The organism is Variovorax boronicumulans (genome assembly GCF_019352895.1).
In the GTDB taxonomy this organism is placed as follows: Bacteria; Pseudomonadota; Gammaproteobacteria; order Burkholderiales; family Burkholderiaceae_C; genus Variovorax; species Variovorax boronicumulans_A.
In genome coordinates this window covers 1,985,755-2,000,963 of the sequence record NZ_JAAAFX010000004.1, presented here as the reverse complement: position 1 = coordinate 2,000,963, position 15,209 = coordinate 1,985,755, and the positions used below count along the sequence as shown (strand labels likewise).

The 15,209-nt window shown below is 65.7% G+C and carries 12 protein-coding genes; all 12 read right to left on the bottom strand.

Annotated elements, in window-relative coordinates; all coding sequences use genetic code 11:
• Positions 1-104 precede the first annotated feature (104 nt).
• The 12 genes from K0H49_RS10880 to K0H49_RS10825 all read right to left on the bottom strand — a co-directional run bounded on the left by K0H49_RS10880 (position 105) and on the right by K0H49_RS10825 (position 15,199).
• Positions 105-341, bottom strand: coding sequence for a hypothetical protein (locus K0H49_RS10880; RefSeq protein ID WP_219211959.1), 237 nt, complete (start codon positions 339-341; stop codon positions 105-107).
• On the bottom strand, positions 338-2,326 hold the full coding sequence (locus K0H49_RS10875) for a hypothetical protein (protein ID WP_219211957.1): 1,989 nt from the start codon (positions 2,324-2,326) through the stop codon (positions 338-340). Before K0H49_RS10875 ends, K0H49_RS10880 begins: the two co-directional genes overlap by 4 nt.
• 4 nt (positions 2,327-2,330) lie before the next feature.
• On the bottom strand, positions 2,331-2,717 hold the full coding sequence (locus K0H49_RS10870) for a hypothetical protein (RefSeq protein ID WP_219211955.1): 387 nt from the start codon (positions 2,715-2,717) through the stop codon (positions 2,331-2,333).
• A 2-nt stretch (positions 2,718-2,719) separates the two neighbouring features.
• The gene (locus K0H49_RS30965; protein ID WP_219211952.1) at positions 2,720-4,042 is read right to left on the bottom strand and encodes an SPRY domain-containing protein; all 1,323 of its coding nucleotides are present in this window, start codon (positions 4,040-4,042) and stop codon (positions 2,720-2,722) included.
• Positions 4,039-5,316: a hypothetical protein gene (locus K0H49_RS10860; RefSeq protein ID WP_219211950.1), complete on the bottom strand. Its 1,278-nt coding sequence runs from the start codon at positions 5,314-5,316 to the stop codon at positions 4,039-4,041. Before K0H49_RS10860 ends, K0H49_RS30965 begins: the two co-directional genes overlap by 4 nt.
• A 9-nt stretch (positions 5,317-5,325) precedes the next feature.
• Positions 5,326-6,963, bottom strand: coding sequence for a hypothetical protein (locus tag K0H49_RS10855; RefSeq protein WP_219211948.1), 1,638 nt, complete (start codon positions 6,961-6,963; stop codon positions 5,326-5,328).
• Positions 6,964-6,973: 10 nt separating this feature from the next.
• On the bottom strand, positions 6,974-9,055 hold the full coding sequence (locus K0H49_RS10850) for a hypothetical protein (RefSeq protein WP_219211946.1): 2,082 nt from the start codon (positions 9,053-9,055) through the stop codon (positions 6,974-6,976).
• A gap of 4 nt (positions 9,056-9,059) precedes the next feature.
• Entirely contained in the window at positions 9,060-9,476 is a 417-nt protein-coding gene (locus K0H49_RS10845) for a hypothetical protein (protein ID WP_219211936.1), read from the bottom strand.
• Between the two features lie 2 nt (positions 9,477-9,478).
• Positions 9,479-13,375 carry a tape measure protein gene (locus K0H49_RS10840; protein ID WP_219211935.1) on the bottom strand — a complete coding sequence of 1,299 codons (3,897 nt, stop codon included), beginning with the start codon at positions 13,373-13,375 and terminating at the stop codon, positions 9,479-9,481.
• Positions 13,376-13,488: 113 nt separating this feature from the next.
• Positions 13,489-14,229, bottom strand: coding sequence for a phage tail tube protein (locus tag K0H49_RS10835; RefSeq protein WP_219211933.1), 741 nt, complete (start codon positions 14,227-14,229; stop codon positions 13,489-13,491).
• Between the two features lie 23 nt (positions 14,230-14,252).
• Complete coding sequence (locus K0H49_RS10830; protein ID WP_219211932.1) at positions 14,253-14,714, bottom strand: phage tail terminator protein; 462 nt, start codon at positions 14,712-14,714, stop codon at positions 14,253-14,255.
• Positions 14,711-15,199 (bottom strand): gp436 family protein, encoded by a 489-nt coding sequence (locus K0H49_RS10825; protein ID WP_219211929.1) that lies wholly within the window; start codon positions 15,197-15,199, stop codon positions 14,711-14,713. Before K0H49_RS10825 ends, K0H49_RS10830 begins: the two co-directional genes overlap by 4 nt.
• Positions 15,200-15,209 lie beyond the last annotated feature (10 nt).

Sequence of the window (15,209 nt, the reverse complement as noted above, 5' to 3'; positions counted from 1 at the left end):
CAGGGTGGCGGGCCTTGCCGGCTTGCAGGCTCGTTCTGCAGGTTGGGTCCTGGGGAGGTGTTAGCGCACCGAACCAGGTCGCCCGTCTTTTTTTTCGTGTCCTCCTACGAGATCTCGATCTCAACGAACGGCAGATCGGGCGCGGGGCCGGTGATCGCGCCGCCCTGGACGTACACACGTGCACCGCTGGCGAGTCCCAGAGGATTGTTCACGCGGAGCTGGCCGCCGCCTGGCAATGTCACCACCGCCATGCCTGTGGCCTCAGCGACAGCCACGTCACCGGCCAGCCTCGCGTCACTGCCCAGCAACTCCTGCAGGCGCTGAAATAGGTTTGCGGTCATGCGAAATGCCTTTCGACGCGCAGCGTCTGCCGAACTTCTTCAGGGCCGGCACGGAGCCGCACGCCGCGCACCATGCCGCGCCACACCTCACTCGGCTCGACCACTTCCAGCAACTGGTTGACGCGCAGCACGCCTGGCAGCGATCCACCGGTCAGGATGGGCATGCCGATAGTGACCCCTGCCTGCCGGCCGCCGCGGCCTAGGACTGATCGCCCGCGCTCGCGAGCTGCATCTGCATGCGTGACCAGGTCATCAATGACATCGTCGGCAAGCACCGATGCCGAGGTGCCGGCACGACGTACCCGGGCAGAAATGCCCTGCGTAGTCCCGCTCACATAGACAGCCTCCCACTCGGGCGCGTCCTCATAGTCCGTGCTGTCGACGGTGATCACTGCACTCGGCACGGACACGTCAGGTACGGTCGTAGGAGCCATCCACTCCCATGGCATCAGGGGATAGCGCGACAAGAATTGGAGCGTCGCGTCGGTGGGGTGGCTTTGAAGCACAGCGCCGACGGTTTCGGCGATCCGCACGGCGGCCGCCAGCGGCTTGCCCTTGAAGCTCCAGGCGCGCGCAGGAACCATCCAGTCCGGGATCTGCCAACCAATGTTGACGCCGCTGAACTCCAGCGCTTCGGCGACGAGCTGCTGGGCAGTCCGAGCGTTGGCGTTCAGCCAAGTCTGGGCAGGCAGCGCGGAGGCGCCGAGCAGGGACGTGACGCTGTGGCCGCGAATCTGGACTCGCCTCTCGCCAGGCGCTCGTGACCGTGTGAAGCCGTCAATAGCGAAGATCCAGGGCATGCCGTCGACCGTCACGCGGATCTGCCTGGGGGCGTTGGCTCCCCCCCGCAGTTGCTCCAGCAGGCTTGATGGGCCGAAGCCAGACAGCGACCAGGTCGGATTGTCGGCGTCTGCCTCCAGTGTGACGTCCATCAACGGTAGCCGCTCCAGGCTCGGGAGCAGCACAGCAGTCAGTGAATGGGTAGCCATGTAAACCTTGAGTAGCGGAATGAACAGAGGTGCACCAGGACCCGGCCCGCCGCCGTGCCTGTCGCAGGCGAACACCAGGCCGGCGTCTGCCCTCCAGGCCGCCTCGAACAACAGCGCAGCGTCCGGCAGGTAGCAAGGCTCGTCCGGCGGCACCACGACCGTGAAGTCATGGCGGCCAGGATCTGGCTGCACGCCGTCCTGAAAGCGCGTGGCCCAGCCTCGCCCCTCTGCGCGGCCACTGCCGAAGTGAGCCGAGATCCACGCCGGCAGCGGGCCTGCGTCTTGGAAGCGCACACGGTGGTCGCCCGCGATACCGCGCGTGCCGTCCTGGTAGCGCTGACGCACGGCGCGCCGATGCGGCACGGCCTGCTGGTAGCCGGTGCTGATGCCTTCGCGGCCGAGGCGCCGAGCATCGCGGAACGCACTGCGGGTGCCGTGCTGCATTCCAAGTCCATCCTGAAACCTGCCGCCGACACCATTTCGCCCGAAGCGGATGGCATCGCGCCAGAGGATGCCGGTGCCGGCCTGCATCGCCGCCGCGCGCTCGACACGCACCTCGGTCCCCACAGGCGCGCGCTTGGCGTCCTTCCAGCCTTGCGCAGTTCCTTCGACCCTTGGCTGTGCATCCTGCCAGCGGGCTCGAGCCTGGCCCACCAGAGGGCGCGCAGCGCCGCTGACATAGCGCGCAGTGACTGCGACGCGCGGCGCCGGCATGCGAACGGCAGCTCGCACCGGAAATGCAATGGAGACGTGCACTGCCACGCTGGGGCCTGGCAGTGCAAGCCGCACTGCGACGGGCACATCGACCGGTGCGCTGCCGTCGTCACCAGGCTCCAACTCGAAGACCAGCTCAGCCGAGGCCGTTGAAGGGCGCTCGAACACCAGCGCCGCGTTCGGCAGGTACGGCACGCCCTCCGGCGGCGCAGCACCGCCGGTGTCGCCGAACACGAGCTGCCCGTCGATGGCGGGCGGGCGGTCGAACAGCAGATCGGCCACACGTTCACCCGATCACGCTCAGGCTGAGCGGGCAGCGGCCACCTGCACGCAGCACCGTCGTCGGCAGTTGGACGGCTGCGTCGCCGCCTTCTTCACCAGCGTCGGTGTCCATCACCCATGCACCGGTCGCGCTCTTGAAGCGCGCGGTCTTCACGATGCCAGAGTGCAGGATCAAGTCGCCGGTGATGTCGCCTTGGTGCAGCGTCAGCACATCGGTGAGAGTGGCAGATGGCTTCGCAAGCAGCAGTGTGACCAGGGGCTGCTCGCCAGGGTCTTCGCCGGGCGCGAACTCGACGCCGTACAGCTCAATCGTCGCGCTGCCGGGCCCGGCATCCATGAACACCAGCGTGCCGGCCAGGCGAGCGACGTTGTGCCCTGGGGAGACGTCCACCCTCATTGCGGCACCGACGGGCTGAGGTTGTCGGCCACGACCGCGCGGAAGTTGTGCTCGTGGTCGTAGGACAGCACGGTGTACTTTTCCTGAAGCGGCAGCCATTCAAAGCGATAGTTCCCGGTGCCCAACTCGCTCCACGTCTCGCCCACCAGCAAACCGTCACGCTCGCGGTAGCAGCGCACTTTGCGCCGCAGGGGCAGGTTGGCCGGGTCGGCCGCCTTCTTGACCGTGCTGGCGATGACACCCAGGCCGTTCTCACGGCCGATGGGGGTGTCGAAGGGCCGGCCGGATTGAGTCAAGGGGTTCAGGTTGAAAGTGCGAAACCCGTCCCAGGGGCTCTGTCTTTTGACGTCAGGCTCCCCCATCAACAGCAACGAGACGGCCTGAAACCCGCGGCGTTTCAGACGCTTTGCCGGCCCCCAGGCAGCCGCCCCCGGAACAGGGAAAAAGGGATCTCCCATCCGCACTCGCACAGTGCTCGCAGAGCCCGTATTGAAGGCTACTGGGAAGATGGGTCCAGTGGTTGGTAGCGCGTCCTCGAACATCCCCTGACTGACGCCGTTCTTGAACATCTCCACGGTGTTTGCGGCGCGATCCACCACCATGCCGATGACATCGCCCGCTGCGTAGGCAGCGCCATAGAGGGAGAAGCTGCCGGCTCGGTACCTTTGCCCGTCTTGAAGACGGTACGAAGCGCTGTTCGCAGCGCCGCCGGGTGGTGTGGTTTGCTGGGTGTTGACGTAGGCCTCATCTCCCCACCCCAAGTACTGGTTGCTCCCGCTGGCCGATTCCCAAATGAACTCGATCAGCTTCTTGCTGCCGTCGGCGTCGATAGCGTCCGCCACCAACGCGTAGCTGCTCGGCGAGCCCACGGCGGGGTCCAAACCGATAACGTTCGATGCGTTGAAGGACTTCTGGGCGTTCCAGGTGCTGCCGTCTACCTGCGGCACAGCTGCATTGGGACCGGGGTAGACGACGCCAGAGAACTCCCGCTCGGGCAGGTAGAGTGCCGCATTGTCAGACCCCGCAAGACCGAAGCCGTCGGGGAACTGACTGGCACTGTCGCCAGACCCGACCAGCAAGTTGTTCACCTCCTTCGCAGCGCCCAAGTCGAAGAAAAAAGAGACGAGTGGCGCATCGAATGCCACGGCATCTGCGGTCGAGCCATCGCTCAGGCTGACAAGCGACCCGGACACCGGCGCGACGGAGGCGACGGGCACACCCGCCACCAAAGTGTCCGACGACGCCAGCGCCAACTCCGACAACGTGAAGCCATACGCGCTGCCGCGCACCACCACTCGCCAGTAGCGGTGGGCGCTCACCGCCAAGGCCCCGTGACGTCCATCAAGAAGACACTCACTGAGGTGGGCGAACTCGTTGGATCAGTGGTCGACGATGCGCCCATCTGAGCATACAAAGTGCGGCCGAGCACGGGTCCGCTGCCTGGGACGCGCGTGCCGCGGCCCAGTTGCGGATAGACGGTGCCTTGGAGGATGTGATACACGCCCGGCACGTCACAACGCGGGGCGTAGTCGGTGTTGTCTAGGATGCTTTGCTTGCGGAGGTAGCGCCCGCAGTAGAGCAGTGACCCGTCGTACTTGGAGGGGAACGATCCGAATGGGTCCAGGGTGGCGCCGCTGAAGCCAGTGCCCGAATACCCGTAGGCCATCGACCGAACCACCTGGGACTGACCCAGGCCGGTGTAATCACGGGCGATCCAGATTCGCGAGTAGTCCGACTGGCTGTGGTTGAAAACGCCCTGCTCGTGATAACTCTGCGCGTCCGACATCATCCGCCCACCAGCCAGCGCAACCGCATAAGGGTCACCGCTGAGCCGTCGCGACTTCATATCCCCGAAGCCGTACAGGTTGCCTTGAACACGATTGGAGTAGCTGGTCGACTCTGCTGCGTAGGGTGTCGGCGCGTAGTAGAACAGCCGCGAATCCGCGAACACCGACCATGGGATAGGGAGCGTCCCCGCAGTCGGCGCGTACCCCTTGGCCCAGTAGCCACCTCGACCGTCCATCGGGTTGTCGGTGCCGGCGAATTCCGAATCCAGCGGGAACATGCCGGTGCCGGTGTTGATGTCGCTCATGGTTTCATAGGCACGGATTCGGCAGTGACCCGGCTGGTTGTTGGAGCCGGTGTCATCGACCTTGAGCAGCATCTTCGAGCTGGTCGGGTCCAGCGACCGGTACACACGGACATCGGGGGCCGTGTAGACAATCTCCCACCCTGCCGGCGCCATCTTGAAGACCACCGTGCCGGCCGCCGTGCCGTTAGGGGCGGCGGTCGCGAAGGTCAGAGAGCCTGTCGCCTTGCTCACGATCTTCTGTTCACCGTTGAGGGCCGTGAGTGCACCCGTCACACCTGACACTAGGATGACCGAGTCCGGAACTGCAGCGTGCGTCCCAGGGTGCTGCAGCGTGGCGACGCCATCGGCCACTGTTAGCGACGTCGCGGTCTTCGCGTCGAAACCGAGCACCAGGCAAGCGTCAAGCAAAGCCACCAGAGACCCGGGCTGCTTGGTCAGCACCGGCGCGTTCGCCATGGTGTCGAGGAAAAGTTTGACGGAGGTGTCAACAACAGAAGTCATGCTGGGCCTTTAGACGATGGGGTTGTCCACGTCGCCGCGAACGATGGTGAGGAAGGAGTAGTCGGCCGCCGCTTCGGGGCCTTGCTGTACCGTGCGCAACATCCAGAACGGGAACATGGCGCCGATGGTGTTGATGCGCAGAACGTTGCCCGCGGCCCAGCCGCCGCCCCAGCCGAGCTGCGGGATCGTCATGTAGGGCTGGCCGGTGATGCCATTGATCGGCTTCGTCTCCGTGTTGATGGAGCCCTCGCCGATGTTCCCGACGTGCTCTCCGATGATGTCGAACGTCGAACTGCTCTTGAACTTCAGCGCCCAGCGCTCGGTCAATGCGCCCGCGTTGGTGACCACGATCGGGTAGCTCGCCGTGTTGTAGGTCGCCGGCGCAACGTCCCCAACGGGCACGTCCTTGAAGTCGGTGCCATTCCACGTAGCCTGGTCGAAGACCACCGAGACGCGCGCCTTGAGATCGCCAATGCGCAGCGCGCTGGAGACGAAAGAACCCACCGGGTACTGGTGCGTCACCGGGCGGGTGAAGGTGATGGTGCCGTCGATCTGAGCGTCGCGCACCAGGCCCATGTCCTCAACGCGGTGCTCGACGCGCACGGGCTGCTTGTACCCGGTCACATCCGCCCATCGGACGATGCCGGCCTCCAGGTCTTCGGTGTAACCAGTCTCGATGATCTTGTTGTCGCTTCCCTTCACGACGAGGCGCGACAGGCGATCACGGCCGACGTTCACCGTGCCGCCGTTGACCGCCATGGCCGGCGCTGTAGAAGCGGTGTGCCCGACCACCGCAAGCTCGCCTGGCTTGAAGATCGGCACGCGGCCGTCGCTCGGCAGGCGCACCGCGTCGATGCCCAGCAGCTCGGCATTCAGCGGCAGGTACGTGAAGGCGATGGCGTTGTAGCGCAGCGTCTCCTGTCGGATCAGGTCGATGAAGACTTCGGTGACGCCCGGGATGCCCAACACTTCGACATTGATCTTCTCGCGGCCGGCGGGCGCCGCGGGCGTGACACCGATCAGCTTCACGACGCCGGTCGTGTAGTTGATCCGACCTTTGACGCGCTCGGCGTTGATGAAACCGTTCGCGTCCGCCGAGTAGTTGAACGTGGTGCCGTCCTGCATGGTGCCGAGGACGGAGAAGCTACCGGGGCGGACCGGTGCAGTTGCGATCCGGAACACCACCGCATACGTGGCGAAAGGCGTGAAGGGGCCATTGATGGGCGCAGAAGCCACGCCGCGCCAGTCGGTGACCGCTGAGCCGGAGCCGGCTGGCCAGGCGTCAAGCACGACTTCGCCGAGGCCCGGCGTGAGCGTGCCGACCTTGGTGCCAATCCCGGTGAAGGGCGACAGGTCGACCTGCAGGTCGCCGTTGGCCTTGGAGACATAGCGCTTGCCGCCTGCCTCGAAGCTCACGCCGGACAGCGAAAAGGAGTTCGCGAGGTTGGTCTTCAGGTGGAGCTGGTCCATATCGCCGGCCAGCGTCAGCCCGCCGCCCGCGCCACCGGCCCGGCCATAGCCGCCGGACACTGTGCCCGGTTCCAGGTCAAAGTTGATCGACAGCTCAAGCTGGCTGGCGACAGAGTCAAAGCTGACTCGTCGAGGTGCAGCAAGCGTGTCTTCGGGGTTGAGTGTGACGTCGCTCATGTTGTGGTTCTCAGGCGAGCTTGTTGCCGACCAACATCACGCCGGCCGGGATGTCGCGGAGGTAAAGGTTGTCCCATGCGGCGACGTTGCGCGCCTGGGCTGCGGGGATCGCGACGTTGCCCGCAATCGTGAAGTCGCCGGTGGCGTAGTTGATCGAGCCGGCGACGATGTTGGTTCCGTTCAGGAGGGTCTCAACAAGTAGGTTTCCGGCGCCGTCGTCTCTGAAGTACCAGTTGCTGTATTCGCGCCACGGGCGTACCGGGCCGCCCTTGTATCGAAAGCGCAGCAGGCCCCTCATGGTGAAACCAACGGAACCGGGCGCGAGATCCGACGCGCCAAGGTTCCCGGTGACGCTGCCGCTCGCGCCAACTGCTGGCACACCGGCGAACTGCACCACGTTGGTCGTCGCGCCCAGAATGACGGACACCTGAGTGCCCCGCGGCGGAAGCGTGGTCGGGCTCAGCCGGATCACGCCCTTTGCGTAGCCCACGGTGCCGGTGCCATATCCCATCAGTCGACCATGCCCATCGTCCGTGACGGTGCGCTCCGTGGTGCCGTCCGCCTCGACCCACTTGATCTCCAGTCGGGTCGGAACAATCGGCTTGTCGCCAGGCTCCAGCGACGACTGGCCCGAGGTGTTGAATTGCCAGTACAGGCGACCGTCGTTGTCGAGCGTGAGCTGAGAGGCATCGCGCGCGGCCTTGGGCTCGACCCATTGATAAATCAGCTCGCTGCCGACGTCAGGCAGTGCGCCCAACGTAACGGCCACCGTGCCTGTCGAAGGGTTGAGCTGCCCCGAGCCGAAGCCCGTGTCCGGGCCGCGAATGGCGCCAGATCCGTCGTCCCGGATCACGTACCAGCGGCGCGCCACCATGTAGGCAACAAACAGCGTGCCCGCCTCTGGCGGTGGCTCGATGGTGCGCACGTAGGACAACGATCGATTCTCTGCCGTCACGAGGAAGCCTTGCGATTGCGTGACGGCCTCCGGCACCTGCGCCGGCTGGTAGGTCAGCGCGAAGGTCAGCGCGCCCGTGCCGAAAGCATTCGTGAGCAACGACAGCACGCCGTTCTCGTAGTCGATGACGCCGACCTGCGTGCCCGCACTCATCAACCGGCCGCCGACGTCCGTCAGGACGGTCCCGCCATTGGACAGAGACAACGTGTTCGGCTTCACCGCGCCGCCGATGAACAGGCTTTGCGTCGTTGTGAAGGGCATGGTGACGGTCACTGACACCGCCGCGCCACCGCCCACCACACCGGCGAGCAGTTGGTTGCTGCGTGCATCAGCGATCGGTGTCTCGATCTGCGCGCTGGGCACGAGCTGCGTGAAGATGCTGGAGGCCTTGACCGAGAAGTCGCCGATCTGCGCTGCCTGTGAGGTCGGAACGACGCCTGCGTACTTCGCCGCGTCGGTGGTGATGGCGCCGTTGATCTTGGTGCTGCGCTCCATCTCGGCGACGGTCGGATCGATGCGCGATACGTTGTAGCCGGTGAAGTCGGCGCGCAGTGGATCGCTGAGCTTCAGCTCGAGGATGTATCTCTGGAATTCGCCGCCGGTGTCAGTGAAGGTGCGGAGCGTCGCTGTGGCCTCAGTCACACGCACGTACTGTACGAACTTGTCGTTCAGAGCTTCGTGCCAGGTCAGCGCCAACGTGCCTCCGATGGGCGGCAACTCGGCGGTGCGCTGGAAGATCGACAGCGTGGCCTGCCCCTTGATGTGATTGCCCGACAGGAAGCCGGGGTAGCTCGCACCGATCGAAAGATAGGCTTCGACCCGCGAGATCGCCGCCGTGCGCGTATCGAAGGTGTCGCCCGTCGAGAAGAGCGTCACTGAGACGTTCGGGTCGTTCGGCGGCTCTGCAACGATGACGTTCGCACCGAGGTAGGTGTCGGTGTCGGGCGACTGCACCCAGACGTGCAACTTGCGCGCCGACACGCGGCCGGCGGCACGATCGGTCTCGGAGATGTCCGGGAAGATGGCATTGCTCTTGCCGTCTTCGACTGGGTTGGCGGTCGGGCCGTCACCGCCTTCCGGCACGTCGTCCATCACCCGGCTCTTCACCAGCTTTACGTCGCCTTTTTTGATAGGCATAGGGTCAGATCTCCATGAAACGCAGCTCGACACTGCAATACGCGTCCTCGTCTTCGGGGTCCGCAAAGGGGAAAACCGGCTCTCCGCGCACTGCTCCCTCTGTCGTGTTGGCCGCCTCCCCGAGATCGAAGATCACCTGACGATCGATACCGTGCAGACGCAAGGTGAAAACCGGGTCGGTGGGCAACGAAGCCCAGGCCTGCAGTGCAAGCAACTTCCCGCGTGCAACCCATGAGCGCCGCTCGTTGCCGATCAAGGTGATGGGTCGCCCCGCCTGCAAAACGAAGCGATCGACGATCAACGCGCCCTCGATCGAATAGCCCTTTTTCTGCCGGATGGGCGACCACGCGAGCTCGTCGACCCAGATCAGGTCGTCAGGTAGTTCTATGGCTACCGCCGCAAGGGAGAGTGATGTGGCCATGGTCAATAGCGCCCGGAGTTGCGACGGCCGTTTTCGAGTTCGACCAGCATTCGTTGAAGGGTGGCGGCGCCGTCGTCGTTCGTCCGCACAGTGCCCTTGGAGATGCCGTCGGTCTTCAGGTTGACGTCGACCTGACGAGCCGCCTGGTCGGCCGCCTGCTTCGCCGCCGCTTCCTGCTGCGCCATCTGCCTCATGACGTCTTCAAGGCGCTGCCGCACCGATTGCCATTGCTGTGCGTCGCGTTGGCCTTCCAGCGACTGGAAGCCGGCACTCATCTTGGAGGCGCTGCCATTCACCGCGTCCTGCTGCCGCAGCGAGGCGATGACGTTCTTCATGTCCTCCAGGTCGGCGGCCGTGAGGGCGCCTGCGTTGAGCTTGTCTCGGAGCTGGAACTGCAGATTCATGTCGACGGCGTTCTGGCCGGCAAGTCGCTCCTCCCTGGTGTTGCCGGTAGTCGACTTGATCTGTTGGTTGGGCCCGATGACGCCGAGGCTTTCCTTGTTCGTGAGGTTGCCCCCGCCCGCCGACTCACTGCGCTTGCGGCGGATGGCATCGATCTCCAAATTGATGCCCTTGACGACCTCGTTGGACCCATCAGCTTCGATCTGCTTTGCACGAGCGTTGTCGATGCGAGCTTGGATCTCGGCCTCCTTCTCCGCAGTGATCTGGCCGGTGGTGCGCAACTCTTCTCGGTAGCGTAGTGCCGCGGAGATCGCCTCATCTGCTTCACGCCGCATCGCGTCCGCTGTCGCCTGGACCGAGCGGATGTTGATGGCGCGCTGCGCGATCACCGCGTCGAGGGCGGACGCTTCATTGCCGAGTGCACGAGCACTCGTCTCGGCGTTTCGCGCCCGGAGCATCTCGACCTCCAGGCTGGCCTGTGCCAGGGTGTTCTTGTTGCGGATCGCAATGGCATTGCGCTCCAGCGCCTTTTGGGAATCGGCTAACGCGTCGTTGTAGAGACCCTCAGCGTAGGCAGCCCGCAGCGTCGCCTCGTTCACCTGCTCCTTCGTCGCATAGCCATCCCGTTGGGCCAGCGTGTAGCCCTCCACAGCCTTGCGGGTGTCTTCCACGGCCTGGCGCAGCAGCGCGAGCGATTGAGCGTTGTCCTCGTAGGACTGGCGCGCCAGGGCGCGGGTGGCGGCCTCGTTCTTGGCCGCGCTCGCGGCCTGGGTGGCCTGCTCTGCCTCCGCCCTGCGCAGCTCGATTGTTTTGTTGATCTCCTCGATCTCCTTGGCCCGCTCACCACCGGGGTCGCCTCGTGCAGCGGACTCAGCGACGAGGGCATCGCGCAGCCGCACCGCTTCGGCCACGCCGCGCGTGCGCACCTCGGACGCAGCCTGCAGCGCGGTGGCGTTGTTCGAGGCGGCGAATGCTGCCTCGGTGAGCGCGACGCGCTCGTTCCCAGTCAGGCGCGCGTTCTCCATCGCAGCCTGGCCGGCCAGGTCAGTCGCCTTGGCGAGCTTGTCCTTCACCGCAGCACCTTGCTCCGCCGTCTTGAGGGTCTCGTCCAATTGGATGCGAAGCCGCTGCCACGACGGCGTGCCGGTGCCGGCTGCCGTGCCCGACGCAAGAGCGGCTGCGCCAGCTGCGGACTGTGCTGTGGCGTTGCTTAAAGCCGCTGCGGCCGCGCCGCGGTGCGCATCGGCGTTGACGGTGACAGATCCTGCCGCGGCCTGCATGTTCTGCCCGGCCTGGACCGCAGCCTGGCCGGATTGCGTCGCCGCCTGGCCGGCTGCAGCGTGGGCTGGCGCAGCCGCTTCGGCCCCAAGGACAACGCCCTTGTAAGCGTCGATGAGCTTGGTCTGCCTGGCGACGGCGTCGTCGGTCAGCTTCTGGACGGTCGCGCCGAGGCTCTTGAAGTCGCCCGAGACCATCGCGGCCACGGCACTTGAGACGACCCGCACGGAAGTGAGCACTGCATCGGTGACAACCGAGAAGCCGACGGCCAACGCGCCCAGCGGTACCGCTACCGCCTTCAGCGCAACCTTCAGGATGTCCCAGACGCCGGTATCGCCGACAGTGGTGGCGGTGAGGCTGCCCGCATTCGTGAGGCCGCCCCAGATGGTCGTCATGGTGCTGGCATCGCCGCTCAGCGACTTGAGCGAAGTCGACAAGGCTGGGAACAGGTCGCGCGCCAACAGGCCGCCGCTCTCCACCAGCTTGATCAGCTCGCGCTCGGTCAGATTGAGACCCTTGGCGGTCAGCGCCAGTGCGCCTGGCAGCGAGTCGCCCAGTTGCTGACGCAGCTCCTCCATGCTGACCACGCCCTTGCCCGCCATCTGGCCCAGTGCGTCGAGCATCAGGCCCACGCGCTCACCGCTCAGGCCGAGCGTCGCCGACGCGCCAACCAGGTTGGTGAACAACTCGTTGACGACGCTCAGCGGAATCTTCGACTCTTTGGCCGACGCGCTGAACTTGACGAACGAATCGGAGATGCTGGCGACCGACACCCCGAAACGCGTGGCGGTGCCGCGCAGGATGTCGATCTGGGCGTCGGCGATCGCCGCGCTGCCATAGATCGCTGTGAGGCCGCGGCGCAGTTGTTCGGCCTTCGAGTTGGCCGTAAGGAACTCGGCCCCCATCGACATGACCCTGCTCGCGAGGTTGCTGATGCCGTTGGCGATCAGCGAACCCCCAGCGAACTGGCTCATCGTGCCTTTAAACAGGCCCGCGGCGCGATCGGCCAGCGTCAGCTCGCCGCGAGCTGCGCGCAGATCCCTCTCCAGCTCCTTGACGCGCGCATTGCCCGTTGCGAAAGCGGATTGCAGTTCCTTCCCGGCCAGGGTGCCCGAGTTCGCGATGGTGGACAGGCTGGTGCGGACGTTGGCGATCTCCAGGACGAGATCCTGCGCGCTGCGCACGCCCACCGTGCCGAAGGCCTGCTGCAGGCGCTGCGCGGTCTGCTGCGCCGTGTCGGCCGCCTCGCGCTCCTCGCGCTCGAGCTGGTCCCACAGCGCCGTGTACATGCGCACCTGCTCGCCTGCGGCCGAAAGCTTCTGCGACGCCTCGTACTGACGATCGAAGGCCTTCTGTGCCTCCAGCTCACGCTGCGCCTCAGCCAGGATCTGCGTCTGGCGCGCCAGGCGCTGTGCAGCCTCTGCAGCCTCGACGATCTCGTGCGCCTCCTTCTGCCACTGCGCGGCGACCATAGCGGTGACCAGTTCGCGAGCGCTGGCGGTCGCGCGCTCGGCTTCGGCAGCGAGCTGACGTTCGGCGTCGGCCAGGTGCGCCACGTCGACGCCCAGTTCGCGGGCTCGATCTGAGGCCGTTGCCAGCTCGGTGTTGTTCTCCACTACGGCGGTGTTGACGCGTGAGAGCGCCGCGCTTGCGCGCTCGTACTCGGTGTGCAGACTGGATTCGGCCTCTTTCACCAGCTTGGTCGCGGTCTCGACGACGCGCAGGTCGGCGCTCCGCTCTTCGAGCGCCTGCGTGGCGGCCTGGACGGACGCCTGCAGCTGCGTGTTCGCCTCCTTGTACTCGGTGGTGCGACGCTCAGCGCCCGTGTACGTGTCCCGCAGCGTGGCGAGCGCCTGGCGCTGCTCGTCCAGCTCCTGGCTGGCGGCCTGCACCGCGGTGCGAGCCTCGCTCTCGGCGACAGCCAGGCGGGACATGGCGCTCGCGGCCTGGGGCAGCTGGCCTTCCAAGCCCTGAAGGGTCGTGTTGACTTCTGCCAACTCCACGACGAGCGCTTGAGCGTCGTTGGCAAGCTGCTGCAGCTCCGTGGCTGCTTGAGCCTTGGCTCCGAGAGCTTCCAGTGCGGCCGTGACCTGGTCGGCCTGCTGCTTGAGCTCGCCGCCCAGCGCGTTGCCCAGGCCATCGACTTCCTGACGGAGGTCGCGCACGCCATCCGTTCCGGTGACGCCGGTTCTGACCTTGATGTCGATCGTGTTGTCCATCGGGCGGTGCGCTCAATCCAGGGAAGTGGTGCAGAAGAAAAAAACCTCGCCTGTCCAGCGAAACACCAAACAGGCGAGGCGAAGCGCGGCGGACGCCGCGCGGAGACAACCGCTTAGGTGAACTGGACGCGGTAGAAGCGGCTGAGGCCGATGCCGGATTTGGTCGGATCGCTGAGCACCTCGCCTTCGACTTCCAGGCCCATGAAGTTGCCGCTCATGAGTGCCAGGTTCTTGGCGATGCCCTGGCCGACCTTGAAGATATCGACGACGACCGGCTTGCCAGAGTCGGCTTCGTTCAGGCCGCCGAAGCTGAGCTCGAGCTCGGGCGGCGACGTGGTGAGCGCCTCGATGGTCCCGGTGATGCCATGCGTGTAGCTGATCAGCAGATCGTCCGCATCGGTCAGGGTCGTGCCGGGCAGCACGTAGATGCCCTCCGGGCGCACCTCGTAGTTGGCTTGGGCAGGGATCGTGGCGGACGCCTTCTTGACCGTGACGGCGCTCACATCGAGGTGCGCGAGGCGGATCAGGCCGCCCTTGAAAGCCTTGTGCGGAGCGTCCGTGACGGTCCCGGCTTCGCTTTCCGACGCAGTGCCGTAGGTGGCACGGGCGAAGTTGACCAGGTTGAGATCGGCCATCGTGAGCGCGATCGAGACGCCGCTCACTCGACGAACCTGCGCGTGCGTGCCGCCGCCCTGATGCTGCCAATCCTCCTGCTTGCGGACAACCTCCTCGTGCGTCAGGGCGAGCTGCAGCACGTTGCCGATCTCGGCCATCGGCGCGGCGACGCCGTAGGGGCGCGCGTACACCTTGCCGACGTTGGACATTGGTTTGTAGATCTGGGTGATCAGGGACATGGAATCGCTCCTCAAAAAAGGCGTCAGGGGGGGGATGCGTGGAAAAACGTTTGATGCAGGAACGCCAGTGGCAAGTACTGGTAGCCCGTGCGGAAGCCGGGCCGCGGCGGCGTCGTGACGCGCAGCGGGTTGCTGAACCCTGTCGGGACGAAGCCCGCGAGTGCAGCACCCGCCTTCGCCATCAGGGCACTCGCGTCTCGGCGCGCGGCCGCGCCGGTACGCGTGTTGGCGACATTGCGGGTCGCCGTAACAGCGAGCCAGGTGTGCTCAAGGCGGTAGACAAGACCGTCGCCTCTGGCCTCGACCACGCGGAAGCCGTCGTAGATGACGTGCACCGCAGGAACGGGCTGGCGCGCCTCGGCGACGTCTGCAAGATCTGCCGCCGTCAGCACATGCACCGCGGGGCTCAGACCCGACAGAGCGGCATTCAGTCGCGCGACCATGAGCGGCTCGACCGAGAGGAAATCGTTCTCCGCGAGATTCACCTGTAGTCCTCCACGGAGATGTCCGTGATCTGGCGAGGGCTGAAGCGGAAATGCACCTCTGCGCCGGACTGCGAATCGGCACCGACCAGCTCGCCGGCCGATCCGCCCCAAGGACATGCGAGGACCGCATCGCCGGTAGCGATCGCTTCCAGCTCGGCCTTCGCGGCCTTGAAGCGGCGATAGATCTCCTCCTCAGGCGCGGCCTCGTCGTAGAGGTAGTAGCGCGCCAGGTCGCAAGCGATGCGCTTGAGCTGAGGCGGCACCTCGTACGTCACCTCGGCACCCGGCGCAGTGGCCGGCCTGGCGCAGCCACGCAGCGGGAGTCGGTACACGCGACCGACGGACGCATCGACCACCGCCTGCGCGTCATCAAGCTTCAGCTCGACGCGTGCGACGTCGATCGCCAGGTTGTCCGGGTCGGTGAGCTGGATCAGCTCGCGCTCCCCGTAGCGGGCGGTCATGTCGGTGAGGGCTGCGTAGCGCATGGTCGGCGTC

Bases quoted from the DNA above. Each gene is read 5' to 3' on its own strand.
- K0H49_RS10860 (WP_219211950.1), bottom strand. From the start codon at position 5,316: ATGACTTCTGTTGTTGACACCTCCGTCAAACTTTTCCTCGACACCATG.
- K0H49_RS10855 (WP_219211948.1), bottom strand. From the start codon at position 6,963: ATGAGCGACGTCACACTCAACCCCGAAGACACGCTTGCTGCACCTCGA.
- K0H49_RS10835 (WP_219211933.1), bottom strand. From the start codon at position 14,229: ATGTCCCTGATCACCCAGATCTACAAACCAATGTCCAACGTCGGCAAG.
- K0H49_RS10880 (WP_219211959.1), bottom strand. From the start codon at position 341: ATGACCGCAAACCTATTTCAGCGCCTGCAGGAGTTGCTGGGCAGTGAC.
- K0H49_RS10845 (WP_219211936.1), bottom strand. From the start codon at position 9,476: ATGGCCACATCACTCTCCCTTGCGGCGGTAGCCATAGAACTACCTGAC.
- K0H49_RS10825 (WP_219211929.1), bottom strand. From the start codon at position 15,199: ATGCGCTACGCAGCCCTCACCGACATGACCGCCCGCTACGGGGAGCGC.
- K0H49_RS10850 (WP_219211946.1), bottom strand. From the start codon at position 9,055: ATGCCTATCAAAAAAGGCGACGTAAAGCTGGTGAAGAGCCGGGTGATG.
- K0H49_RS10840 (WP_219211935.1), bottom strand. From the start codon at position 13,375: ATGGACAACACGATCGACATCAAGGTCAGAACCGGCGTCACCGGAACG.